The organism is Halomicrococcus pelagicus (genome assembly GCF_050954125.1).
Genome location: NZ_JBPBWC010000002.1, coordinates 153,573 through 176,029 on the forward strand (window position 1 = coordinate 153,573; position 22,457 = coordinate 176,029).

Annotated in this window: 21 protein-coding genes, 2 tRNA genes and 3 pseudogenes; 14 read left to right on the forward strand and 12 right to left on the reverse strand. The window is 64.9% G+C overall.

The annotated features are described in order from the left end of the window. Nucleotides 1-65: 65 nt before the first annotated feature. From ACRYA2_RS05475 to ACRYA2_RS05485, 3 genes and pseudogenes are all read right to left on the reverse strand, one after another. A complete protein-coding gene (locus tag ACRYA2_RS05475) occupies nucleotides 66-1,127 on the reverse strand; it encodes a bacterio-opsin activator domain-containing protein (protein WP_433625042.1) in 1,062 nt (353 codons plus the stop codon). Between the two features lie 206 nt (nucleotides 1,128-1,333). Further along, nucleotides 1,334-2,620: pseudogene (locus ACRYA2_RS05480) on the reverse strand (PAS domain S-box protein); the annotation flags it as partial. A gap of 366 nt (nucleotides 2,621-2,986) precedes the next feature. Beyond that, nucleotides 2,987-3,057, reverse strand: a tRNA-Gly gene (locus ACRYA2_RS05485). 223 nt (nucleotides 3,058-3,280) lie between these two features. Here ACRYA2_RS05485 and ACRYA2_RS05490 point away from each other — a divergent pair. Beyond that, nucleotides 3,281-4,078, forward strand: a complete 798-nt coding sequence (locus tag ACRYA2_RS05490; RefSeq protein WP_433625044.1) for an NAD+ synthase — start codon at nucleotides 3,281-3,283, stop codon at nucleotides 4,076-4,078. A 1-nt stretch (nucleotide 4,079) separates the two neighbouring features. On the opposite strand, the gene ACRYA2_RS05495 is transcribed toward ACRYA2_RS05490, so the two are convergent. Next, on the reverse strand, nucleotides 4,080-4,781 hold the full coding sequence (locus ACRYA2_RS05495; RefSeq protein WP_433625046.1) for an enoyl-CoA hydratase/isomerase family protein: 702 nt from the start codon (nucleotides 4,779-4,781) through the stop codon (nucleotides 4,080-4,082). A 60-nt stretch (nucleotides 4,782-4,841) separates the two neighbouring features. On the opposite strand from ACRYA2_RS05495, the gene ACRYA2_RS05500 reads away from it, so the two are divergent. Together ACRYA2_RS05500 and ACRYA2_RS05505 are read left to right on the forward strand one after the other, a co-directional pair. Continuing rightward, complete coding sequence (locus tag ACRYA2_RS05500; RefSeq protein ID WP_433625048.1) at nucleotides 4,842-5,519, forward strand: DUF7114 family protein; 678 nt, start codon at nucleotides 4,842-4,844, stop codon at nucleotides 5,517-5,519. A 62-nt stretch (nucleotides 5,520-5,581) separates the two neighbouring features. Continuing rightward, nucleotides 5,582-5,653, forward strand: a tRNA-Thr gene (locus ACRYA2_RS05505). A 119-nt stretch (nucleotides 5,654-5,772) separates the two neighbouring features. Here the strand turns inward: ACRYA2_RS05505 and ACRYA2_RS05510 are convergent. Both ACRYA2_RS05510 and ACRYA2_RS05515 read right to left on the reverse strand, forming a co-directional pair. Next, nucleotides 5,773-6,327 carry a hypothetical protein gene (locus ACRYA2_RS05510; protein ID WP_433625050.1) on the reverse strand — a complete coding sequence of 185 codons (555 nt, stop codon included), beginning with the start codon at nucleotides 6,325-6,327 and terminating at the stop codon, nucleotides 5,773-5,775. 31 nt (nucleotides 6,328-6,358) lie between these two features. Next, a complete protein-coding gene (locus ACRYA2_RS05515) occupies nucleotides 6,359-6,865 on the reverse strand; it encodes a hypothetical protein (RefSeq protein ID WP_433625052.1) in 507 nt (168 codons plus the stop codon). A gap of 409 nt (nucleotides 6,866-7,274) precedes the next feature. On the opposite strand from ACRYA2_RS05515, the gene ACRYA2_RS05520 reads away from it, so the two are divergent. From ACRYA2_RS05520 to ACRYA2_RS05530, 3 genes are all read left to right on the forward strand, one after another. Beyond that, nucleotides 7,275-7,574, forward strand: coding sequence for a hypothetical protein (locus ACRYA2_RS05520; protein ID WP_433625054.1), 300 nt, complete (start codon nucleotides 7,275-7,277; stop codon nucleotides 7,572-7,574). Nucleotides 7,575-7,709: 135 nt separating this feature from the next. Beyond that, nucleotides 7,710-8,300, forward strand: coding sequence for a DUF7342 family protein (locus ACRYA2_RS05525; RefSeq protein ID WP_433625056.1), 591 nt, complete (start codon nucleotides 7,710-7,712; stop codon nucleotides 8,298-8,300). A gap of 3 nt (nucleotides 8,301-8,303) precedes the next feature. Next, nucleotides 8,304-8,780, forward strand: coding sequence for a toxin-antitoxin system TumE family protein (locus ACRYA2_RS05530; RefSeq protein ID WP_433625058.1), 477 nt, complete (start codon nucleotides 8,304-8,306; stop codon nucleotides 8,778-8,780). Between the two features lie 803 nt (nucleotides 8,781-9,583). On the opposite strand, the pseudogene ACRYA2_RS05535 reads toward ACRYA2_RS05530, so the two are convergent. The 3 genes and pseudogenes from ACRYA2_RS05535 to ACRYA2_RS05545 form a co-directional block, all read right to left on the reverse strand. Continuing rightward, nucleotides 9,584-9,937: pseudogene (locus ACRYA2_RS05535) on the reverse strand (hypothetical protein); the annotation flags it as partial. Nucleotides 9,938-10,019: 82 nt separating this feature from the next. Next, nucleotides 10,020-10,315: pseudogene (locus ACRYA2_RS05540) on the reverse strand (DUF7558 family protein). A gap of 721 nt (nucleotides 10,316-11,036) precedes the next feature. Continuing rightward, nucleotides 11,037-11,888 carry an ABC transporter permease gene (locus tag ACRYA2_RS05545; RefSeq protein ID WP_433625060.1) on the reverse strand — a complete coding sequence of 284 codons (852 nt, stop codon included), beginning with the start codon at nucleotides 11,886-11,888 and terminating at the stop codon, nucleotides 11,037-11,039. Between the two features lie 135 nt (nucleotides 11,889-12,023). Here ACRYA2_RS05545 and ACRYA2_RS05550 point away from each other — a divergent pair, with 135 nt between their 5' ends. After that, nucleotides 12,024-12,989 carry an ABC transporter permease gene (locus ACRYA2_RS05550; RefSeq protein ID WP_433625062.1) on the forward strand — a complete coding sequence of 322 codons (966 nt, stop codon included), beginning with the start codon at nucleotides 12,024-12,026 and terminating at the stop codon, nucleotides 12,987-12,989. A 355-nt stretch (nucleotides 12,990-13,344) separates the two neighbouring features. Here ACRYA2_RS05550 and ACRYA2_RS05555 read toward each other — a convergent pair whose 3' ends face one another. Continuing rightward, nucleotides 13,345-14,781: an O-antigen ligase family protein gene (locus ACRYA2_RS05555; protein WP_433625064.1), complete on the reverse strand. Its 1,437-nt coding sequence runs from the start codon at nucleotides 14,779-14,781 to the stop codon at nucleotides 13,345-13,347. Nucleotides 14,782-15,069: 288 nt separating this feature from the next. On the opposite strand from ACRYA2_RS05555, the gene ACRYA2_RS05560 reads away from it, so the two are divergent. From ACRYA2_RS05560 to ACRYA2_RS05585, 6 genes are all read left to right on the forward strand, one after another. Continuing rightward, nucleotides 15,070-16,068, forward strand: a complete 999-nt coding sequence (locus ACRYA2_RS05560) for an outer membrane protein assembly factor BamB family protein (RefSeq protein WP_433625066.1) — start codon at nucleotides 15,070-15,072, stop codon at nucleotides 16,066-16,068. After that, nucleotides 16,053-16,679, forward strand: coding sequence for a hypothetical protein (locus ACRYA2_RS05565; protein ID WP_433625068.1), 627 nt, complete (start codon nucleotides 16,053-16,055; stop codon nucleotides 16,677-16,679). The genes ACRYA2_RS05560 and ACRYA2_RS05565 overlap by 16 nt, the downstream gene beginning before the upstream one ends. 42 nt (nucleotides 16,680-16,721) lie before the next feature. After that, complete coding sequence (locus tag ACRYA2_RS05570; RefSeq protein WP_433625070.1) at nucleotides 16,722-17,375, forward strand: potassium channel family protein; 654 nt, start codon at nucleotides 16,722-16,724, stop codon at nucleotides 17,373-17,375. Nucleotides 17,376-18,010: 635 nt separating this feature from the next. Next, nucleotides 18,011-18,223, forward strand: coding sequence for a DUF7996 family protein (locus ACRYA2_RS05575; RefSeq protein ID WP_433625072.1), 213 nt, complete (start codon nucleotides 18,011-18,013; stop codon nucleotides 18,221-18,223). Nucleotides 18,224-18,264: 41 nt separating this feature from the next. Then, entirely contained in the window at nucleotides 18,265-18,525 is a 261-nt protein-coding gene (locus ACRYA2_RS05580; RefSeq protein ID WP_113277011.1) for a DUF8006 family protein, read from the forward strand. A 41-nt stretch (nucleotides 18,526-18,566) separates the two neighbouring features. Next, nucleotides 18,567-19,115, forward strand: a complete 549-nt coding sequence (locus ACRYA2_RS05585) for a peptidylprolyl isomerase (RefSeq protein ID WP_113277010.1) — start codon at nucleotides 18,567-18,569, stop codon at nucleotides 19,113-19,115. Nucleotides 19,116-19,181: 66 nt separating this feature from the next. Here the strand turns inward: ACRYA2_RS05585 and ACRYA2_RS05590 are convergent, their stop codons facing one another. Together ACRYA2_RS05590 and ACRYA2_RS05595 are read right to left on the reverse strand one after the other, a co-directional pair. Next, nucleotides 19,182-19,877, reverse strand: coding sequence for a DUF7504 family protein (locus ACRYA2_RS05590; RefSeq protein WP_433625075.1), 696 nt, complete (start codon nucleotides 19,875-19,877; stop codon nucleotides 19,182-19,184). An 83-nt stretch (nucleotides 19,878-19,960) separates the two neighbouring features. After that, nucleotides 19,961-20,896, reverse strand: coding sequence for a DMT family transporter (locus ACRYA2_RS05595; protein ID WP_433625077.1), 936 nt, complete (start codon nucleotides 20,894-20,896; stop codon nucleotides 19,961-19,963). Between the two features lie 182 nt (nucleotides 20,897-21,078). Here ACRYA2_RS05595 and cofH point away from each other — a divergent pair, with 182 nt between their 5' ends. Then, nucleotides 21,079-22,443 carry a 7,8-didemethyl-8-hydroxy-5-deazariboflavin synthase subunit CofH gene (cofH, locus tag ACRYA2_RS05600; protein WP_433625079.1) on the forward strand — a complete coding sequence of 455 codons (1,365 nt, stop codon included), beginning with the start codon at nucleotides 21,079-21,081 and terminating at the stop codon, nucleotides 22,441-22,443. Nucleotides 22,444-22,457 lie beyond the last annotated feature (14 nt).

A 22,457-nucleotide genomic window follows, 5' to 3' on the forward strand; every position in this document is an offset into this window, starting at 1 on the left:
CCCTCCCCTGCCGAGTCGCGGGTCTCGCGGTCACGCGGTGGCCCGAAGGTCGGTCGACCCGGCGCTCAGTCGCCCTCGAAGACGAGTTCGAACAGTTTGCGCTCGCCGCTCCGGACGTGACGGTTCACCGTCGGCTGTGACACGCCGAGGATGTCGGCGACGTCGCTGCCGGAACTCTCGCGGGGCCACTCGAAGAAGCCGGCGAAGTACGCGGTCCGGAGCACCTCGGTCTCGCGCTGGGTGAGCCGCTTCTCGTAGACCGCCTTGAACTCCTCTTCCGTCTGAATCGGGCGATCGAGTTCGCGGCGCGCGAGGAGTTCGGCTCCCTCGTACGTGTCGAGAAACATCTCCAGGAACGCCTTCACGTCGCCGTTCTGCGGGAGTTCGACCGTCAGCTCGCCGCCCTCGGGCGTCGCGATCAGTTCCGTCGGGTGTGCGCCGTACTCCATCACCGACGTCAGGAAGCTCGACTCGCTGATGATCGCCTCGAAGAAGAGATCGCCGTCGCGGTCGGCGATGAGGTTCAGGTCGCGGATGACCGACGTGTCGCGGGCGAACCGCTCGGTCTCCTCGAACGACGCGCCGGAGACGGTGAAGAACGCGCGAAGCGACCCGTCGGCCTGCTCGACGAGCGCCTCGAACTCGAACCGACTGCCGGTCTGCCGGGCGAACTGGAGCGCCGTCACGTTCATGTCGGTGATGCTAAACCGTAGCTCAACAGCGGAGTCGCTGACGAGCGCTTTCTTGCGCTCGACCGCGTTGACGGCGTATCCTATCATCTCGCCGAGTTCCCGCAGCACGGCGACCTCAACGTCGTCGAAGACGTCCGACTGGCCGGCGTAGAGATTCAACACGCCGTAGAGCGTGTTCTTGTACACTAACGGGACGGAGATGCTCGCGCGGTAGCCGCGCCGGAGCGCCTCGGTCCGCCACGGCTCGAACGGCGGGTCGGCGTCGAGGTTGTTCTGGACCTGGGGTTCGTGCGTGCGCGCCGCGCGCCCGGCCGGTCCTGCCCGGTCGGGCGCTCGTCGGACGTGACGGTTATCTCGTCCAGGTAGCCGCGCTCGACGCCCGCCGACGCCTTCGGGACTATCTCCCCGCCGACGGTCGCCTGCTCGCCGATCCACGCGAACCGGTACGGTTCGGCGTTCGCGAGCTGGGTGCAGATCGTCTGTTCTATCTCCTCGCGGGTCGACGCCTGGGTCAGTGACTGGGTTATCTCCCGGATGACGCTGTTGATGCGGTTGACGCGCGCCAGCGTCTCGGCCTGCGTCTCCAGTTCGGCCGTGCGCTCGCGGAGCGTCCGTTCGCGCTCCACCCGGTCCAGGGCCGCCTCGACGTTCGCGACGAATATCTGTGCCAGCACCGTCTCTGCCTCGGTGAACGCGTCCCGCTCCGTCGCGCCGCTGACGAACACGCCGTCCGTTCCGATGGGGAGGACGATGGCGCTTCGAAGCGACGTCTCCTCCTCCGGGAGGTCCGCTTCGGCGAGCACGTCGTCCAGGATTCTCTCCTCTTGGGTGGCGTACACCTCCCACAGCACGTCGCGCTCCGACGCGAACAGCGAATCGTCGCCGACCAGCTGGGTGACGTCGGACGTCTCCGCGACCGGAGTGAGACGTCCAGTCGTCTCGTCGTACAGTTCGATGCGGGCGATGGGTAGATCGAGCACCTCGTTGGCGGCCTCGACCGCGAGGTCGCAGACCACCTGCGTCGTCTCCGCCGTCGCGAGGGCCTGCGCGAGTTCGTTGAGTCGCGTGAGTTGCTGCTCGCGGCGTTTACGCTCGGTGACGTCGCGGAGAACGCCGGTGAACAGGCGTTCGCCGTCGTCGACGTACTCGCTGAACGAAACGCTGAGCGACACCTCGTGCCCGTCCGCGTGCTGGCCGGGCAGTTCGACGCTGTCCCAGTCGAGGTGGCGCTCGTCTGTGTCGAGGTACCGCTGGAACCCCTGCCGGTGGCGCTCGGCCAGGTCGTCGCTCATCACCGTCGTCAGCGGCCGACCGACGATGTCCTCCGGAGCGTATCCCAGAACGTTCTCGATGGCTGGGTTGGCGAACTGGACGACGCTGTCGGTGTCGATGGTCAGGATGACGTCCGGGGTCGTCGCGGCCAGGGCGGCGAGGTGGTGGCTCGGCTCCCTGGACCCGGCGTCGTTCCAGGCGTTGTCGTCCACGGACCAGTCGATTCGGTCCGTGGCGGTCGCACCCTCCTCCGAGGGACGTTCGGACCGTTCGGGAGCACTTTCGATCCGGACCGACGGGAGGTTGGCGAGAAACCGGTCGAGAACGTCCACCGACTCGTCGTCGGCGTCGTGGACGTACTCGACGCCGGCCTCGTACGTCCGGGCGACGAGGTCGGAGTCGTACCGGGGCGTGTAGAGCACCGCCAGCACGTCCACGGGAGCGTCGGCGACCGACGAGAGAAACGAGAGACCGTCCGCGTCGGGCAGCTCCAGCCGACTGACGACGCAGTCGAACGACTCGTCCGCGAACCGCTCGCGCGCTCGTTCGGCCGAACACGCGATCTCCACGGAGAGAGGCGAACGCCGCCGTTCGAGCGACTCCGCGACGTCTGGATCGCTAGCGACGTACAGCACTCGCATCGATTCTTCACACATGGAATTTCATCCGACTGCTCACTTCACATTCACTCGTTCCTCCACGTAAAAAAGTGGCGCGGCCGTTCGATATCGAACCTGTCGAGTTCGTTTCACTCGACGGTAGCCGGAACGACGCGGACCGGACGACCGGTCGACGGTTTCGCGAAAAAAGCTGTGAGTACGGAGGTGCGTTCAGGCGTTCCCGTCGAAGCGTGAGTGAAACGGCGATGAACGAAACGACCGACGGAACGACCCGCACGACATCTGCCGGTGAGACCACCGGAACGACCGGTGGTTCGACGTCCGGGTGAGTCGCGCGAGCCAGTTCCTTTTCGCTCGATACGTCGCAGAGATAGCACTCCGGAACATTGTGTTTCGAGAAACTGCGCCGGCCGGGAATTGAACCCGGGCTATGAGCTTGGGAAGCTCATGTCCTACCACTAGACCACCGGCGCTCGTTCACGTTCGTTCGCACCGAGGCTCGCGAATCCGTCGGATTCGCTCACCGCCGGCGCGTGAGGTCGTGCCGGGCGGGCAGACGAACGGTATCGTCGGACCACGGCACGACTGTCGCGTCTGGACGTTCATTCCGACGTCACTTCAACGTAGCGTTTGACCGTTCGTCCAGAAATATCGCGGGCGGGGAAACTTTAGTCGTCGTCGCCCCTACTGTCGTCTATGGTCGACCTGACGCTGTCGGAGGCGGAATTGGAACGCCACAGGGAACACGTCACCGCGTTCGTCCGCGAGAAAGTCGAGGAGGCGGGAGTCGACGGAGCGGTCCTGGGGCTTTCGGGCGGCATCGATAGCACGCTGACTGCCTACCTGATCGTCGAGGCGTTGGGGGAGGAGAACCTCCACGGGCTGGTGATGCCCGGCGCGGTCAGCAGCGAGGAGAACATGAGCGACGCCGAGCGCGTCGCTCAGGAGCTCGGGATCACCTACGACGTGTTCGAAATAAACCCCATCGTCGACCGGTTCCTGGACGCCTATCCGGAGGCGGAGGGCGACAGGCTGGCGGTCGGGAACGCCCGCGCCCGGACCCGGGCGGTGTTGAACTACCTCGTCGCGAACCACGAGGGCGCGCTGGTGGTCGGGACGGGCAACCGCACCGAGGCGGCGGTGGGCTACTTCACGAAGTACGGCGACGGAGCGGTCGACTGCCACCCCATCGGCAACCTCTACAAGCAGCAGGTCCGCCAGCTCGCGAAACACGTCGGAGTGGCAGAGGACCTCGCGGAGAAGGTGCCCACCGCCGGTCTCTGGGCGGGCCAGACCGACGAGGGGGAACTTGGCATGGACTACGACACGCTCGACGCCGTCCTAGCGCTCCACGTCGACGGCCCGCTGTCGGTGACCGCGACCGCCAGGCAGGTCGAGAACGCGAGCGAGGACGACGTCCGGCGAATCCGGGAGATGTACGAGCGGAGCGAGCACAAGCGCAGCGTCCCGGCGTCGCCCGAACCGCTGCAGTAATTCACCGCTCGCGACGCGCCGCGATGGCCGGTCCGTTCTCCGCGACGAGGTCGCCGAACGCGTCGGCCTCGCGGGTGGCCTGTGCGTCGACGGCGTCGTCGTCCCGAACGCGCTCTTTGACCACCCGGAGAGCGGTGGGGTCGTTGTCGGCGATCTCACGGGCGACCGCGACCGGATCGTCGACGACTCGCGAGACGAGTCCCATCCGACGCGCTCGTTCGGCGTCGACGGTTCGCCCCGATAGCGCGAGGTCGAGCGCGTCACCGCGGCCGACGACGTCGGGCAGCCGCGCGGTGCCGCCCCACGCGCCGAAGATACCGAGCTTCACGCCCGGTTCGGCGAACGTGGCCGCCGGCGTCGCGACGCGGACGTCGCAGGCGAGCGCGAGTTCGACGCCGCCACCGCGGGCGGCGCCGTCGATTCCGGCGACGACGACGCTATCGGCGTCCGCGATGGCGTCCGCGGTGCGCTGTCCGCGCTCGGCGAACGCCACCGCCGACTCGCGGTCGAGGTCCGCGACCGCGTCGAGGTCGGCACCGGCGCAGAACGCCGACCCCTCGCCCCGCAGGTGGACGACGGGCCGGTCGGCCCCGGCGACGGCGTCAGCGAGGTCGTCGAGGCCGTCGCGGGTGAGCGCGTTGCGGCGCTCGGGGCGCGAGAGGGTGACGGTGCGGAGGTTCGGGCCGTCGGCGACGTGAATCATGTGCCGTAGTTGGCGTCGGTTTCCAAAGGTCTTTGGCAGTTCCGTCGTAACTCACCGACGATGCAAGAGGCCGTCCGGGCTCGCGGGGCAGCGCGCGAGGCAGTCCGGGACATCACGCCGGACCATCTCCGCGAACACATCGACGAGTTGCTCGAATCGTCGGCGATGACCCCGGGCGTGCTCGCGCTGCTGAGCGCTCGCGCGGTCGACGGAGCGACGGGGGCGATGAGCGGCGTCCGGACTCGCGCCGCCGGCGTCCAGCTGATCTACGAGGGACTCCGGCTCACGCGCTCGCTCGCGGCCGACGAGCCGTGGAACGGAGAGGGACCCCACACGGAGAGCGACATCGCCATCCTCGCGGCAGACGTGATGGTCGCCCGGGGGTTCTACATCCTCGCGCGCACCGAGGCGGCCGACAAAGCCGTCGAGACCGTCCAGTCGTTCGGTCGCAACCAGACCACGCCGACGGCGGACGACCGCGCGCTGGAGACCGACGTGTTCGAACTCGCCATCGTCGCCGGGACGACCGCCGCGGGCGCCGACGCCCCGGCGAAGGCGAACGAGTACGCCGCCGAGCTCGCGGCGTCGGTTGTCGGGAACGGGTCGACGGCGGCGCTCTCGGACGCCGACGCGCTCGGTCCGCTCCCCGACGACGCCGAGGAGACGCTTGCGAAACTCTCCCGCAGCCACGCCGGCGGCATTGAGGAGCGGCGGTCCTCTTCGGTCACCGATCCCTGACCCGAATCGAAACGCCTAAAGACGGTTCGCGTGTACGGAAGAATGCGTTCCAGCGGACAGGTGCCTGGGTAGCTTAGCGGTAAAGCGCGTCCTTGGTAAGGACGAGAGCCCGGGTTCAAATCCCGGCCTAGGCTTCAGCACTCTTCCCTAAAGCCCAAAACGACATTCAGTAGGGCAGTTTCCGGCATCATTCTCTATCGGGTAGTGACCGAACAATCTCCCACGGATCCTCAGGAAATACTGTCGAGCGCGGTCATCCCGAGTACCCCCCGATCCCAGACGGCTCCTCGGGGGAGTTAACGGACTCGACGGGAGCGGCTGGTCGGCCTCGAACTGATGGTACGCAGGTGGCGCGAGGTCGTTCGGGCCGTCCGGATAGAACAACGAGGCCAGCGCTTGGTTGTGCGCGCCCGACATCGAGTTCGAACATTCCTCCGCCGTAGAGGTCGATATCATATTCCAGGGCGTATTCGAGGAATCGACAGAGCGATTCGAGCGTCCTGAATCGACACGGTTTGACGTTAATGGAGGCCGGTTCCCAGGGTAACTTTCGAACGCTTTCGACGTCCGTTACCGGTGCATCCCAGGAGATGCGGTCAGCATGTGCCTCCAAGACGTCTCTCGTCGCATCGGTAACTGCTGGGTCTTCAACGATCACGTCAAGGAACGTCTCGAATAGTCGCCGATACAGTTCTGGATCGGCAGGTGCACCAACGTCCGGTCCGTATTGGCCTTTGAGGTCGAGCACGCGAATGGCATCTGTCGCTGCTAGCTCCGAGAGGAAAGCCTCACTTGGATCCTCGGGCACATCGATTTTGAATCCGAGATCCGGGACTGCCTCACGGAGGCGATGGACGGGGCGTAACACTTGGTGGATCCTCAAGCGACGGACTCGCGACGAAGCTCACCGGCTCATATTTTTGATCGAGGATCTCACCCAACGTCTGTCCCGACTGTTTGAGCGCGAGGTCGAGGACTGCACTCTCGATTGCCCACTGCAAGTAGTTGAGATCCCCTCTCTGCGGCGTGTGGTCAGCGACGTGTAATTCGGTATCGTTGATGCTGGCAAACGTGCCGACCGTGTGCTCGCCAGTTGCAAGCGGAAATCGCTCGTTTCGAAGTCGATTGTGCGCTTCAATTGATGGAGTAGTATCCTCGCCGAACCCCGCATAGCCTTCACCTTGGATTCGAACGATGGTCCGCTCGAACGTCCGAGTACTCGTCTCGACGCGGTTTCCCTCGAACGAGATATCTTCGACTGTGACTGGCAGAATACATAGTGCGGCATAGAGTTCAGAACTCTCGTTGAGCCCGTCTTCGCTTTCCTCTCTCCCAGTCTCATTCATACTATCTCTTGAGGCCCTATCACAAAGTATCCTCTCTGAAGGCGGGCTGATACTCGTGAAAGAATGCCGGGAGCACGCTAGCGATTACCTCCGTCAGAAACCAAGTCCACAGGGAGGTCTAACCCTTGACGCTAGTAGAGAGGGTAGTTCCGCTATCGCAAATCGTCTATGGACAGACCGAATTAGAAGACTCTGTTGAAACTATCGGCAACTGACAGAACCAGCGTACTGAATACAGAGTATAGATGCTGCAAACCGACAACTTTGACTGATGGGACGACTAGGGAATGAGTGCTACGCACATTCATCCGGATGCGTTGACGACGACTGCACACCAGCATCGGAGTTCGACTTGGCAGATCGTACAGCACACGTCGAATTGTGGAACGACTTCCGGAAGACCCTGTTCGTGGGTAGCGACGACGTCACCACAGTTGGACACTCCCCGGAGGCGGTACTATTGGCTTCAAACGTGCCCCTCTGGGAACTGCCAAGCCCAGAAGAATTCGCCGAACAGATTGACTATGACGACGTCGGGAAGAAGAACGACATACATCAAGCCAGCAAAGATACACCCGATTATTACATTTCAAAAGACTTAGCGGGGGGCGATTATTATGCAGATGTCATTGCTTCGATTGGACAGCGTCTCTATTCGCGAAAGCGGAAAGCAAACGTTAGCCTATCTGAATTCCACCTTCAACACTAGCGAGATCAATCCCGCAGTACTCTATCTGTAGCCATCTCCCGTGAACCTGCTATTTTTCTCGGCTTATGCGAGAGGAGGTAGAGTAAAATGCCACTGTGCCAAAGGACTATGTTCCTTCGCCTGTTTCGTGTCTATATGGACGATCGAGCCCCACCAAGAGAATTTGCGGACGTCAATGAAGCAGTCGGAGACGACTGGGAGGCTGAAACGACGCCCTATGAGCGCATCCGTCACGTCATCGCTCATACGTATAGCCCAGTCTCGGCTGATGCAGTTGCTGAAGATGCACGAACTGCTCCAAAAACTGCTCGCAAACATCTGAACACACTCGCAGAGGAGGGCTTCGTCGAAACAGAGACCGGTGAGCACGGCGGGACGCTGTATCGCCGCTCCCCCGAGTCACTGGTCGTCGAGCAAGCTGCGGACATCCTCGAGCACGTCTCGACTGACGAGCTCGTCGCGCGGATCCAGGAGATGCGCGAGCAACTCTCTGAGTATCAGTCCAAATTCGGCGTCGAGTCACCGGAGGAACTGGCTGTCGACCAGACGAATCAGGCACTCGCTGCGTCTGAATCCACACCGGACGAGCCTGATCCGGAAACGATCCGTGAGTGGAAGACGCTCCGACGAAACCTCGCATTCGCGAACGCCGCCCTCTCCATTGGGAATGCAGAGCAGTTCGTCGACGGCGATCGTCGCTCCACAGACGATAGCGTCCCCGCGTGAGATATGACGGACCCACAGGAAGAAGATCATACCCTTCGCGGGGCAATTGATCGTCCAGCACTGCTTTCAATCCGCGATATCATCGAAGAGATGGAGCCGCTTGCGACAGCCCGTCTCGATGACTATCTCAATCCATCAGTACTCGAAGTCTCCCTCGACGATGGGCTCTGTGACGCCGACGGGGCCCGGATCGATGTCCAGTGGACGACGCAGGACGATTACAAGTTCCATTATACGGATACCGCGGACGTGAATCTTCGTTGGGGAAACCATCCCCACGGCGGGGACTACATCCACGTCTCTGGGACAGAACATTACCATCCGCCGCCGGCTGCGAGTTCAGGTCCTGCTGATGTCGAGGACTCCTGTATCACGCAGTCCCCCGAAGAGTTGGTCACTCGTGCCGTCCTCAAACTCTGGAGAGTTACCTATCATATGGACTCATATACACCGCTAAACACCGGGAGTAATCCTCCCTGAAGCAAAATTGATGTATATCTGGTAGAATTGCGCGAATTATATGAAGAATGTCAATCAACTCCGGTCTAAGTGGAACAACCTCTTCCGGTACGAGCATAACTCAGGGGAGAACCAGCGAGAGAACAACGTGACAAAATCTCTACTCAAAGTTCTGCAGGATACCGATTATGAGGTTTCTCAATCAGTCCTGTCGTCTCTCCTCCAAGATGTAGACCAACCATACTTTGAGTTTAGAGACTTTTCGACTCAGATAGGGTGACAGACCCTGCAAAAAGATAGAGACGACCATGAGTTCACGCTGATTGGACTCTCTCGCTACGAGGGTACTGACGTCATGAAGACGGCGAACGTTCTTGTAGAACAGAATGAATCTGTTAGTGAGGAGGGCGTCGTGAAGTACCTCGGGGACACGCCCCGAGGCTTCACCGTTTTGTCCGAGCGCCCAGAAACGGGCGGTCGGATGCAGGCGAATGTACTTCCCCTCGACCTTCCCTTGTGGGTTGGTTGGAAGTAACACCCGAACACCTCGCTGGTGTCCGTGAGGGTCGGTCGCTCCACCACGACCCGCCAACACCGGTCTCACCTGCCGTGGCAGGGTGGTGAGAGATGTCGCATTTCCAACCCTCCGAACGACCGCTTCGGAGTACGGTCGTTAACCCACGTCACGGTCGTTGAACTACGGTACGAAGCGTGGTAGGTTGAATCTGTTGACGGGCGTCACCCTCGGGGCACGTGGTTCGAGACGCCGTTGGCGTCTCGTCATCACGAGAGAGCTTCGCTCTCTCGAACGACCCCGAGGCGGTTCACTCTAGGAGCGCCAGCAATTGCGCGACGTAGGGGCTGTTCTCCCAACTCCAATGGGGGCTAATCGTCACGATGAGTGTTCGTGCTTCCTCGTGGGTCATGTGATCGTTGCGGGCGTAATCACAGAGCAGCCGCGGTGTCGGGACGATGCGCGAGCCCTGCAGGACCGCATGGATGAGCGCGAAATTCGTCCCGCCGAACTCGTCGGTCAGAAACCTGTCGACATCCAGAGTGTTCGCGAGAACGATGCCGTCGGTTTCACCATCGTCGAGGCCGAACGTCGGCCGCGACTCGGGCGTGTCGCCTCGCTCGTAGGGGTCGTCGACCGTGTAGTGGGTGCGAGCGGCGAGGACACACCAGGGCAGGAGACGTGTTGGAACGGGGGGTCGGCGGCTACTGCGGCGTGGCGTCACGAACGAGATGCTCGTCGAGATTTCACGTCCAGTATGGTGCCGCCCCACCGGGACTACAGCGGACACAGCTGCAACGGGCCCCTCGAGATGTCCGAGTTCGACCCGAAACCGTGTGAGTGCAGTGAGCGTGTCGACAACCAGTCCACACCCATCGCAGGCATGGTAATCACGCTTGTCGGGACCGAGATGCTCCTGGACGGCACAGTCCACGCAGATCTGATGGGTGACGCGCTCGTCCTTCCCCCGCGTATGCGCTCGTCCAGTCGCGGACCCGGGCACTGCTTCACAGAAGGCATAGCCAGAGAGTGTCTGCTGCATTACGCGGCCGGGCAGGCCGCCTCCGACAGTCGGCTCGATGCTGGCGCTGTTCATAATCGGAATCGCAGGACGAGAACCGATTATGAAAGTTCTCCCCCGGTTTCGAGGCGTCAAACCGGGTTCATAATCGGCTCAAACGTCCGCAAGTAGACTGTGAAGAGAGAGTGGAAGGGGAACTAGGAAAACGAGATTGAAGGGGAATGACGGGGGTGAAACCGCTGGTATCATTGGAGAGACGGCGTCTCGGTGCCATATGATAGCCTACTGTTGAGTACCACTGCTGGAATCACCCCGGAGTACCCCTGGGCGTCAATCTTCATAATCGGGTTCCGTCTAGCGATTTCAGTGTTGGAAGGTGCTTCACTCCCGGTGTACACGCTGACAGCAAAACCACCAGACGCAACCGCCCCCGCTCATAGCCACCACTTGCGAATCCACCCAGCAATCTCATTTGCTCCCCGTCTCGCACCTTACTCCGTTCTCAAACACACCACACAGTCTTCTTGCGGGCCCGAGAGCCGATTATGAACGACCGTCGAACCGCGCTCAGTGCAGAAGAAGGCCGTGCGACGCCGGAGTGGCCGTGACGACGATTAGGAATCTCACTCTCGTTTTCGGGGGGCGGTTGTGGACTCACTCGGCCGACTGTCCCATATTGGAATTTGTGGATCACTCCTTCGTAGCTGAGTTATTGCTTCCGCCATCTGACCGGAATTCGCCGCTACACGTCCCCGCGGGGGTCGAGTACGTCCCGGAGCGCGTCGCCGAACACGCTGAACGCGACGACGGTTAGCGAGAACGCGGCGACGGGGAAGACGACGGGCCACCAGACGGTCTGCCAGTCGCCGCGCAGGCCGTAGGCGATGGTCTCGCCGAACGACTGAATCATGATGTCGTTGAGTTCCATGTAGGCGATGGCGGCCTCCGCCAGCAGCAAGGTGGAAATCTGGCGCGTGACGGCGGTGACGACGGTGCTCGAGACGTTCGGCAGGATGTGGTGGCGGATGACGTGGAGGTCGCTCGCGCCCGCGTTGCGCGCGGCGACGACGTACGGCTCCTCGCGGCGCTGAATCACCTCGCTCCGGACGAGTCGCGCCGCGCTCCCCCAGCTCGTCAGCCCGAAGACGAGCACGACCAGGAAGAGGCTCGTGTGAAAGAGGAATATCAGGACGAGGTAGACGACGAACGAGGGGACGGTCTGCTGGATGTCGACGTATCCCATCAGGATCCGGTCCGTCCAGCCGCCGCGGTAGCCGGCCAGCAGTCCGACGCCGGTCGCCAGCGGGACGACGACGAAACAGGCGAACGCGAGTAGCGAGAGCACGAACAGCCAGGTGATGCGCTCGGGGTCCAGTCGGCCGAATATCTCGTCCTGACGCGTCAGGACGAGGAAGTCGTACGCGAAGAGGACGGCGAGCAGTCCGGCCCCGGCGAGAAAGACCTTCGTCCGGGTCGCGAACCCGCGCCGCCCGCCGTCCAGCGACTCCCAGTCGATGCGCTCGAACTGTTCGTCGGCGGACCGGTGGCCATCGATACGGAGCGGTCTCGGCCCGTCGTGAAAAACGTTTATCATGTGTGTGTCGAAGAATACGGTGACAGGGATGTTCGCCAGCGTTTCCACCCTCGGTCGCCCCGTCGTCTCCGACCGCCTGAACCCCCGTCCGCCCGCCCGCGTTCGCTCCGTCGCCCGACCCGGGAGGGATCGCCCGTGAGCTATCGACGGCTTCTCGTCTACCGGCTCGCGTTCGCCGTCGTCGGCATCTACCTCGTGATGACGCTGGCGTTCCTGTTCGTGGCGCTCACGCCGGACCCCAACCTCGGGCTGGTCTCGTGGGGAGCGGCCACTTCAGAGGGGCAGGAGGCGGCCAAGCAGGCGGTCGACGCCTACAGAGAGGCGCACAACCTCGACGACCCGGTAATCCAGCGGTACGCCCGCTGGCTGGTCGACATCTCGACGCTCGACTGGGGTCGGTCGTTCGTCGCGGAGGAGCCGGTGATGGACGTCCTCGCCCGGGCCATCCCGGCGACGCTCGGCTACGTCGTCCCGGGGGTCGTCCTCGCCACCGTTCCCGGCGTCCTCTTCGGAGTCGCCACGGCGGTCGGCGACGGCGGCGTCGTCGAACGCGCCGGAACCGCCGCGGCGTACGTCGGCCTCGGCCTGCCGAACTTCTGGCTCGCGGTGGTACTGCCGGTCGTCGTCGAGTACGCCGGGTGGCTCCGGTTCCTCCTCGCCCCCCACGTCGTCGCGTTCGCCGGCGTCCGGTTCACGATGTACACGATGCCGGCCGTGGTCCTCGCGACGAGTCTGTTCGCCGGGTGGGTACGGTACGCCCGCGCGGAGTCGCTGGAGTACGTCAACGCCGACTTCGTGAAGACCCTGCGGGCGAAGGGCGCGAGCGACGCGGCACTCGGCCGACACATCCTCCGGAACGCCGCGCTCCCCCTGGTCACCCTGTTCGTAACGGACCTCATCAGCGTCCTCGTCCTCCACGTCTACGTCCTGGAGTACGTCTTCCACATCGAGAGACTGGGCTTCATGGGCTATCGCGCGGTCAGGAAGCGAGATATGCCGCTCATCCTCGGGACGACGATGGTCATCGCGTTCGCCGGCGTCCTGGCCACCGCGTTCCAGAACGTCGTCGAACCGCTGCTCGACCCGCGCGTGGAGCAGTGATACGAGTTTGTAGTGCATACCCGCGTGTTCAGGCGCGGGTCGAACGGTAGGCCCGACGCGACAACTGCCGTCGTGACCGCTCAGATATCCTCCTGCGGTACGTTTAAGCGCCTGTACGTCCTATTTAAATATGCTACTCCGGCGGAGAGAGCCATACCAGAGAACACACGTATGCCGATGACTCGGCCGGAGATGGGGCCTGCGTGACCGGGCCACAGCCCTCTCACGGGAGTTAAATCGAGAGATTCCCTGGTGTGTCGCCGGTTCCTGTGAAAGTGCGGGTTGAAACCTCGAAGGCCGCTAGCTGATATCCCATGGGAGGATGCCACGCCCTGAAGGGCGAGGAGGAGGTCACTCACTCCCCGCTCGCCAGCAGGTAGCCGAACGCCAGCGCGGAGATGAGCGATCCGATGGCGATGTTGAATACCTGGTACGACTCGAACAGGTAGTGGACGACGAACGCGCTGCCGAGCGCGAGCGCCGCGAGGTCAACCTCCTCGGCGCGCCTCACACCGTCGACGACCGCCCCGATAGTCAGCGTGAGGAACGAGAGGAGACCGACGACGCCCGTGCGGATGAACAACTGCAGGTAGGAGTTGTGCGGACTCTTGCCCCTGTGACGCTCTATCTCCAAGAACTGCGCGGTCAATTCGTGGGTGTTCTCCAGTCCGTGTCCGAACAGCGTGCTCGGCGCGGACAGCGCCGCTTCGAACGCCGCACGCCACAGCGCGCCCCTGCCGTTCGTGGTGACGGGGAGAACCGGGGAGTAGACGCCGACGATGAAGAGCAGCGTCAGTCCGCCGCACGCCGCGACGACGTACGGGACCGACCGTCGCCCGAGGACGACGACCGAGAGGTACAGTCCGACGCCGATGGCCGACGCGAGCCAGGCCGCCCGGCTCCACGAGAGCAGGATGCCGAAGCCGTTCACGCTGAGCAGTCCGAGCGCGGCCAGCATCGGAATCGCGCGCTCCTGAACGAACTGCCGATGCACGAGCACGAACGCCGCAATCACGCCCGGGAACCCGACGATGCCGACGGAGTTGGGATTGGCGAACACGGACTGCATCGAATAGAACTCGCCGATAAGCGGCAGGCTGAACGTCGCGGGGTAGAGACCGACCTCGAACGAGGCGATGGTGTACTCGCCCAGCGGATACGCGAGTGTGCCGATGACGACGACGACGGTGGCGGTGCCTGCGAGCGTCCACAGGAAGACGTCTCGCGGCACGACCCGCGGAAACAGGAAGAGGTTCGCGGCGAAGACGAGGCCGATGAACACGACGGCCGCGGCCTGGGCGGAGCCGGCCGGTTCGTGTACCAGGTGATAACAGTAGACGCCGAGGAGGGTGGCGAACGCTCCGACGAACGGCCAGCGGTCGCGAGCGAACCGCAGCGAACCGGGGAGCGTGAAGGGGTAGGCCGCGTACACCACGAAGATGGCGGCGACGTGGAAAGCGCGCGCCTCCGGCGGGACGTAGGTGTCCATCTGGCGACCGATGAAGATGGCCGCCAGGCCGCCGACCAGGAGGTGGGTCGACCCCCACCAGAAGGGGTCGTCTACCTCCCTGACCGCGACCGACACGAACGCCAGTCCGCCGGCAGTGAGGTAAAACAGGTTCAGATAGCCGGCCGAGTACCACTCCGGTCCGCCGTTCGCCCGCAGGACGACGAACGCGACGAAAAGCAGGACGAATGCCCCCGCCGCGAGTCCGTCGGCTAGCCGTTGCACCGTCGGCGACGCTTGCGAGGTCCGGGACGCCTGGTTCGTCCGGGACGTCTTCGATCTCATATCCCAACCTCTGTTACCGCAGGGTGATGAGTTTACCCCAATACTGCTGAAAGAGACCGGAAACGGTGTAGCACAGAACACATCTTTCCGGAGCTTCGGTCGCCCCGGAGAGACGACCGGCTCATGAGCGCCAATACCGGACCGTCAGTGACGGACGCTGGTTCAGCCATAATATATCTGAACTCACATATCGAATGCGATTTAGAGTGTAAATATATTATATATAATGAATTTAGATTAGATTAACGGATGCATAAGAAATACACCCCCGTCGGAAAGTGGTGGTACATGCCATCGAATGACAGACGGGCGTTCCTGAAAACGGTCGGGACCGTCGCAGGCGCGACGAGCCTCGGCAGTATCGCTATCGCAGAAGAAGACGGTGACGACCGCACGCGCCGGGACGGCTGGACTACCTTCCGGTCGGGGCCGCGCCACGAAGGCGCGACGGGCGACAGCGGCCCGGCGCCGTTCGCGACGACCGACTGGCGCACGGACCTCGACGGGTCGATGGCGTTCAACGAGTCCCAACCGGTCGTCGCCGACGGGACGCTGTATCTCGCGGTCACGACGGACGCCAGTTGGCTTGAGCGGAGCACGGGCTACGTCGCCGCGCTCGACGCCGAGACGGGCGAAACGAAGTGGAAGCGGGGCAACTTCGGGAAACCGAACCCGCCCACCGTCGTCGACGACACGGTCTACGTCGCCACGAGGGTTTCGCGGACGAGTGGGAAATCGGGACTGTTCGCCCTCGACGCCGCGACCGGCGAGACGACGTGGAGCCGCACGGACAGCTCGGCGTGGGAGACGCCGGTCGTCGCCGACGGCCGGGTGTACGCGTCGATATCGGACAGCTACGCGCGCGGGGGACCCGCTGCGAGAGCGTTCGACGCCGAGACGGGCGAGACGCTCTGGGGCCGGGACGGGAGCGGCGGCACGCCGTTCTACGCCGACGGGACCGTCTTCTACGGCGAGGGCACCGCGCTGGACGCCGACGACGGCTCCCTTCGGTGGGAGGTCTCCGAGGAGGCGGACTGGCGGTCCAGCCACGCGGTGCTGCAGACCGTCGCCGACGGACTGGTGTTCGGCACCGTCCGGCGTGACGACGCCGACGTCGTCCTGGCGCGGTCGGCGAGCGACGGGGCGCTCCAGTGGGAACACGCGAGCGGCGAGGGTCGGTACTACAACCGGCTGACGGTCGCCGACGGCCGGGTGTACGCGTCGACGGACGAGACCGTGACCGCGCTCGACGCCGAGACGGGCGCGCCCGCGTGGACCTGCAGGTGATCCACGCGTCCAGCGCGACGGCCGCCGACGGGACGCTCTACGTCGGCGGGCAGGGGGCACGCGACGCCGGCGACGCGGCGGAGAGGCCGGTCGTCGTCGCCCTCGACGCGGCGTCCGGCGAACGCCGGTGGGGGTACGTGCTCGACGACGACGGACTCGAAGTCGTGGACCACGGCGGGATGGCCGCGGAGACGCCGGTCGTGGCGGAGGGTCGGCTCTACGCCGCCACCGTCCCGCCGACCGCCTCGACGAACGACGTCTACACCGCGTACGGTAACCTCCACGTCCTCGCCGGGAGCGAGGAGCGACCGCCGGCCGAGCGTCGCTTCGGCGAGAGCGACCGCCCCGAGGACGAACCGGTGAGCGCCTGCATCGAAACGGACCCGTCGCTCGACGCCTGCGGCCTCGACGCGGGCGACGCCGTCGAACTCGACGCCGGTTGTTCGTCCGGAACCGACCCCGAGTTCGTCTGGGAGGCGGGCGGCGACGAGAAGCGCGGCGAATCCATCGTCGTGACCGTGCCGGAGTGCGGAAACCTGTCGGTGACGCTCACCGTCACGGACGGAGACGGAGACACCGACACGGCGAGCGTCGTCGTATCGGCGAACTGAGCGACACCAACGCTTTTGTCACGGCTTCACGATTGAACGGCTATGAGATTTGTTATCGTGGGTGCTGGACGCGTCGGCCTCCGGACCGCGCGAGTGCTCCGGGAGGAAGGCCACGAGGTAGTGCTCGTCGAGAACCGCGAGACAGCGGCCGAGAAGGCCCGAAAAGAGGGGTTCTCGGTCGTCGAGGGAGACGGGTCGAGCGAGGACTCCCTGGCGCATACGGGGCTCGAATCGGCCGACGCCATCGCGGGACTGACGGGCGACCTGAACGTCAACTTCGCCGCGTGCATGATCGGCAAGCATCACGGCTGCCGGACCGTGATGCGCATCGACGAGGACTACCGGGCGGACATCTACCACAAGTTCGCCGACGACGTGGACGAGGTCGTCTACCCGGAGCGGCTGGGCGCAGCCGGAGCGAAGACCGCCCTCCTCGGCGGTGACTTCAACGTCATCGCCGACCTGACCGAACAACTCCAGTTGACCACGCTGCGGGTGCCCGACGACTCGCCGGTCGTCGACGAACGCGTCGTGGCGGTGGACCTCCCGCGCGACGCCCGCATCTACGCGCACGGTCGGGCGGGCGAACGGATGACGATACCGCTGCCGACGACGAGTATCGAGGCCGGAGACAGAGTCGCGCTCATCGCAACGCGGGACGCAGTCCCCGCGGTCCGTGATCGCCTCCAGGGTTGAACTGAAGGAGGGAAAATGGGCAGCGCGGGGTTCTGGGGACGCCCGGGACGAGAACTTTCGTGGGGAGGTTGGTGACACTGTGGCGGGAGGCCAGCCCACCGCCAGAGCTCCCGGCATCGCCGGGCGTCCACCGCGAGACTGCGACACGCTTCGCGCCCGAGCCGTCGGGCGCATCCATACGAATGCCCGTCTCCTCCTTTGTTATGAACACGCTGGGTGGCGTCAGGCGGTGACTGTGACGACCGCAGCCACCGCTTGTACTCCTTCAGGCACCGCCTGAACGTGGCCACCACCGCCGGGCGAGCGCACTCGACGGCCGCGCACGCCGCACCGCTGCCGAGTGCAATGCGTCGAAGCGACCGGCGAGCGTCCAGTTCGAAGGGAGTGTCGAAAGGGGGAGGGGAGGATGTGGGTGGTGTGCCGGGCGCGCTGAGTGGGAGGATGGGAGAGAGGCTGTGTGCGCGCCCACCTCCGTGTCGGCACTTCCGCAACTTAAAACCGCGTCAGACGACCGCACGACGACGCGAGCGCCCGGACGTGTCGGTCTGCGGGACGGCGAGAGCGGGGCGGACCGTCCGGTTGTCCGCTCCGGTCGAACCGAGCCATTCACGCCGCTGGAGGCCCCAGGTGGGCGCATGGGCACCACGGACACCGCGGAAAAGCTCCGGTTCGGGCTGGCGCTGGCGCTCGGCGTCGCCGTCCCGGGGATGGCGAAGTACTTCCTGACGGAGAGCGGCTACAGCACGCTCGGCACCGTCGTCTTCTACACCGGCTACCTCACCGCCGCAGTCGCTATCTGGTTCATCTGGGTGCGACCGCTTGAGTTACACGGCTCCGGCGGGGCATAGCGGAAGTTTAAAGGAGAACTCGGGGCGAGTTTTCGGCAAGGATGTACGAGTTCGTCCCACTCCCACTCGTCGACGACTTCCTGCTCAACTACCACGTTGGGCACGCCGTCCTCTTGCTGTTCGTGCTGTCGATACTCGGCGCGATTCCGCTCGGCTCACGGAAGGTCCTGTCGTTGAACGCTATCGTGTTCGGCGTGCTGTTCCTGCTCGTCGTCTCGATGGGTGCGCCGCCCCAGTACGCGTACCTCGGCGTCGCGCTGCTGGTCGTCGCACCGCTCCTGTTCACCACGGCGAGGAAGTAGGGACGGAACGCTTTTTCCCACCGGAGTTCCTTGGTAGTCGCATGGCAGACGAGCTGACAGCGACGCTACACACGAACTACGGCGACATCGAGATTCGACTGTTCGACGACCGTGCACCCAGAACCGTCGAGAACTTCGTCAAACTCGCGGAGCACGACCCCGCCGCCGACGCCGACCCCGCCCCCGATACGGTCACCTGGGAGGACCCCGAAACCGGTGAGACGCGAGGGGACGCGCTGTACAACGACGTACAGTTCCACCGCATCATCGAGGACTTCATGATTCAGGGCGGCGACCCCACGGAAACCGGTCGCGGCGGCCCCGGCTACGAGTTCGACGACGAGTTCCACCCCGAACTGCGCCACGACAGCGAGGGCATCCTCTCGATGGCGAACTCCGGTCCGGACACGAACGGGTCGCAGTTCTTCATCACGCTGGACGCCCAGCCGCACCTCGACGACCGCCACGCCGTCTTCGGCGAAGTGACCGACGGCATGGACGTGGTCCGGGAGATCGGCTCCGTCGAGACCGGCCCGAACGACCAGCCGAGAGAAAAGGTCGTCCTGGAGTCGGTCGACGTCCACCGCTAGACGGACGACCTCCTTCTCACCGGCGCGCCCTCGCGCCGACCCGCCAGCACTCGACGTCGACCGCCCTCAGAGCTGCGTCCAGGCGGTGGTGACGTCGCGGTCGGGGACGTGCCAGCGCTGTTCGGGTACCAGTCCGTCGCGCCGGCGAAGTTCGATACGTGCATCGAACAGCGGCGACAGCGACGCCACCGTGGGATGGTCGTCTGGCAGCGCGACCCGGACGTGGCCCATCCCGTCGACGCCGCGGACGAGCGCGCCGAGGGTCCGCAGGAACTGCTCGACCGCGTGCCGGTCGTCGCGCTCCAGGAGCGCGTCCGCGGACGCGACGCCGACCTGGAGTTCGGCCGGCGCGAGGCCGTCCCCGGCGTCGGCGTAGAACGTGACCGCCTGCACGAGTTCCTGCCGGAGGCGGTCGAGGTCGCTCCCGTCGCCGTCCGCGTCCGGGAGTGTGCGGTCCTCGGCCGAAGGGGGAATCGACCGCTCGCGCCCGGTCGGGTCGACGACCCAGACGGCCGGGTCGGTCGGGGACACGTCGACCGGCAGGTAGCGGTCGACGTGGGTGGACGAGTCCGGCGCCGCCAGCACGCGCTTGCGGTCGTAGTTCGGGTCGCCGAACAGTCGACGGGTCGCCCGGTCGGCGACGCGGGCGTCGACCTCACCGGTGACGAGGAGGTGACAGCCCTCCCGCTTCATCGTCCGCAGCACCGCGTCGAGGTCGCGTACCGCGTCCTCGCCCCTGAACCGGGGTTTCGGAGACGCCATCTCTCAGACCGTATACACTATTGTGTTAAAATCCTTATGACTACATGGTGGACGTTCGACTCGGAGAGCGGGCCGCGAGCGGACTATCGGCCGGGCGAGAGGGCGGCCCGCAGCCGCGGGAGTTCGCGAGCGAGCGCGCGGCGTTTCACCAGGCAGAAGCCGGCGAAGATGACGAGGAAGCCGACGACCGTCGCCAGCGTCACTCGTTCGTCGAGGAACAGCCACCCCGAGAGGGCGGCGAACACGGGCGCGACGTACGAGACGAGATTTATCTCGATGGGACCGAGCCGCGCCAGCAGGTCGAAGTAGACGAGGAAGCCAAGCGCGCTCGCGACCAGCGAGAGGTACGCGAGCGCCGCGATTCCCTCGGGGGTCCACTCCACGGCGGCCAGCGACTCGGCCGGCCGCGCGAGACTGACGGCGTGCATCATCAGCGCGCCGAGCACCATGGACCACGCCTCCATCGTCTCGATCGGCAGGTCGGCGTCGATGCGGCGCGTGAGCACGCTCCCGAGCGCGAAGGAGACTGCGGCCGCGAGGACTAGCAACTTGCCGACAAATCCCGGCGTGACGAGTCCTTCGGGGTGGGGTTTCCCGAGGCTCAGTATCGCGACGCCGACGAGTCCGAGGAGCAGGCCGGCGATGCCGACGGGGGTGAGACGTTCGCTCGGCAGCAGGACGCGCGCGAACCCCGTCGTCAGAATCGGGCTGAGGCTGACGACGATGGCGGCGACCGCGCTGGTGGTCTCGGTCTCGCCGACGAACAGGAAGGCGTGGTAGCCCGCGATCATCAGCGCGCCGCCGACGAGGACGAGTCGCCACTCGTCGCCGGTCCGGGGTCGCCAGCGCTCGGTGGCGTAGGCGGCGTACGCGAGCATTAGCACGCCGGCCACGTCGTAGCGGACCGCGGCGAACAGCACCGGCGGGAAGTACGCGAGCCCGGCCTTGATGGCCATGAACGCCGACCCCCACGCCGCCGCGAGCAGTACGAACAGAACGACGTTCCGATAGCTGGTCACTGTCTCCCGTCTGGCGCGGGCGAGAGTCAAACTTTCGAAACCCCCCGCCGGATACCGGAGACGGTCGGGACGCGCTCGGCGGACGGCCCTGGCGGTACTCCGAGGCCGGCGAGCGTCCCGAACGGCCGACGCTTCGATTCCGGTACCCGCCGCTTTTTGTCCGTCGAGTGAGTGGGGCGAGTATGGCCGAAGCGCGCGGGGGACACAACGTCCCCAGGAACCGGTTCGAGTTCGAACACGAGGCGGAGACGGACCAGTCGTTCGAGAACGCCCTGGCGAAGGCCCGCGACGGCACCCGTCTCACCGTCGCGGACGCCGTCGAGTTGCTGACGACCGGCACCGACCGCCCGGGGATCGACCCGGCCCGGAAGGAGCGGGTCCTCGAAGCCGCCGACCGCCGACGGGCCGACGTGGTCGGCGACCGCGTCACCTTCGTCGCGAACCTGAACAACAACGTCACCACGGCCTGCAACACGGGCTGTCTGTTCTGCAACTTCAAGGACACGGCGGAGAACTTCGAGACCGGCGCGGAGACGGACCACGAGGGGTTCACGAAGACGCCCGCCGAGTCGCGCGAGATCGTCAGCGACGCCCGCGAGCGGGGTATCTACGAGGTCACCTCGGTCAGCGGCCTCCACCCCGCGCTCGCGCTCGACGACGAGCACCGCGAACGCCTCGAAGTGAGCGACAGGGGCGACCTGAACTACAAGTCGCCGGGCGCGTACGAGACCGACCCCGGCACGTACGTCGACCAGATGCGCGCCATGAACCTCGACGGCGTCCACCTCCACTCGATGACGCCCGAGGAGGCCTACCACGCTCGCCGGGGCACCGACTGGAGCTACGAGGAGGTGTACGGCCGCCTCGAGGAGGCGGGTCTCGACAGCGTCCCCGGCACCGCCGCCGAGATTCTCGTCGACGAGGTGCGCGGGGTCATCTGCCCCGGGAAGATCGGCACCGACGAGTGGCTCGAAGCGATGGAGGCCGCCGCGTCGGTCGGCCTCGACACCACTGCGACCATCATGTACGGGCACGTCGAGAACGAGATGCACCGCGCCATGCACCTCGAACGGGTCCGGGAGTTGCAGGACCGCACCGGCGCGATAACGGAGTTCGTCCCCCTCTCGTTCGTCCACCGGAACACCCCCCTCCACGAGCGGGGGATGGTCGACGCGGGCGCGACGACCCACGAGGACGAACTGATGATAGCCGTCTCCAGGCTCTTCCTCGACAACGTCGACCACGTCCAGTCGTCGTGGGTGAAGTACGGCGACGAGCAGGGGCTGAAGATGCTGTCCTGCGGCGCGGACGACTTCATGGGAACCATCCTCAGCGAGGAGATAACGAAGCGCGCCGGCGGCGAGTTCGGCGAGTTCCGCTCCTTCTCGGAGTACGTCGAGATGATATCGGCCATCGGCCGCACGCCCGCCGAGCGCTCGACCGACTACCGCCAGGTGCGGGAGATAGACCCGTCGGACCCGCCGTTCGGGCCGCGACTCGCGCCCCACGCCGACGGGACGCCGATAGTGGAATGGGACACCGCTTGAAGTCACCGACCCCC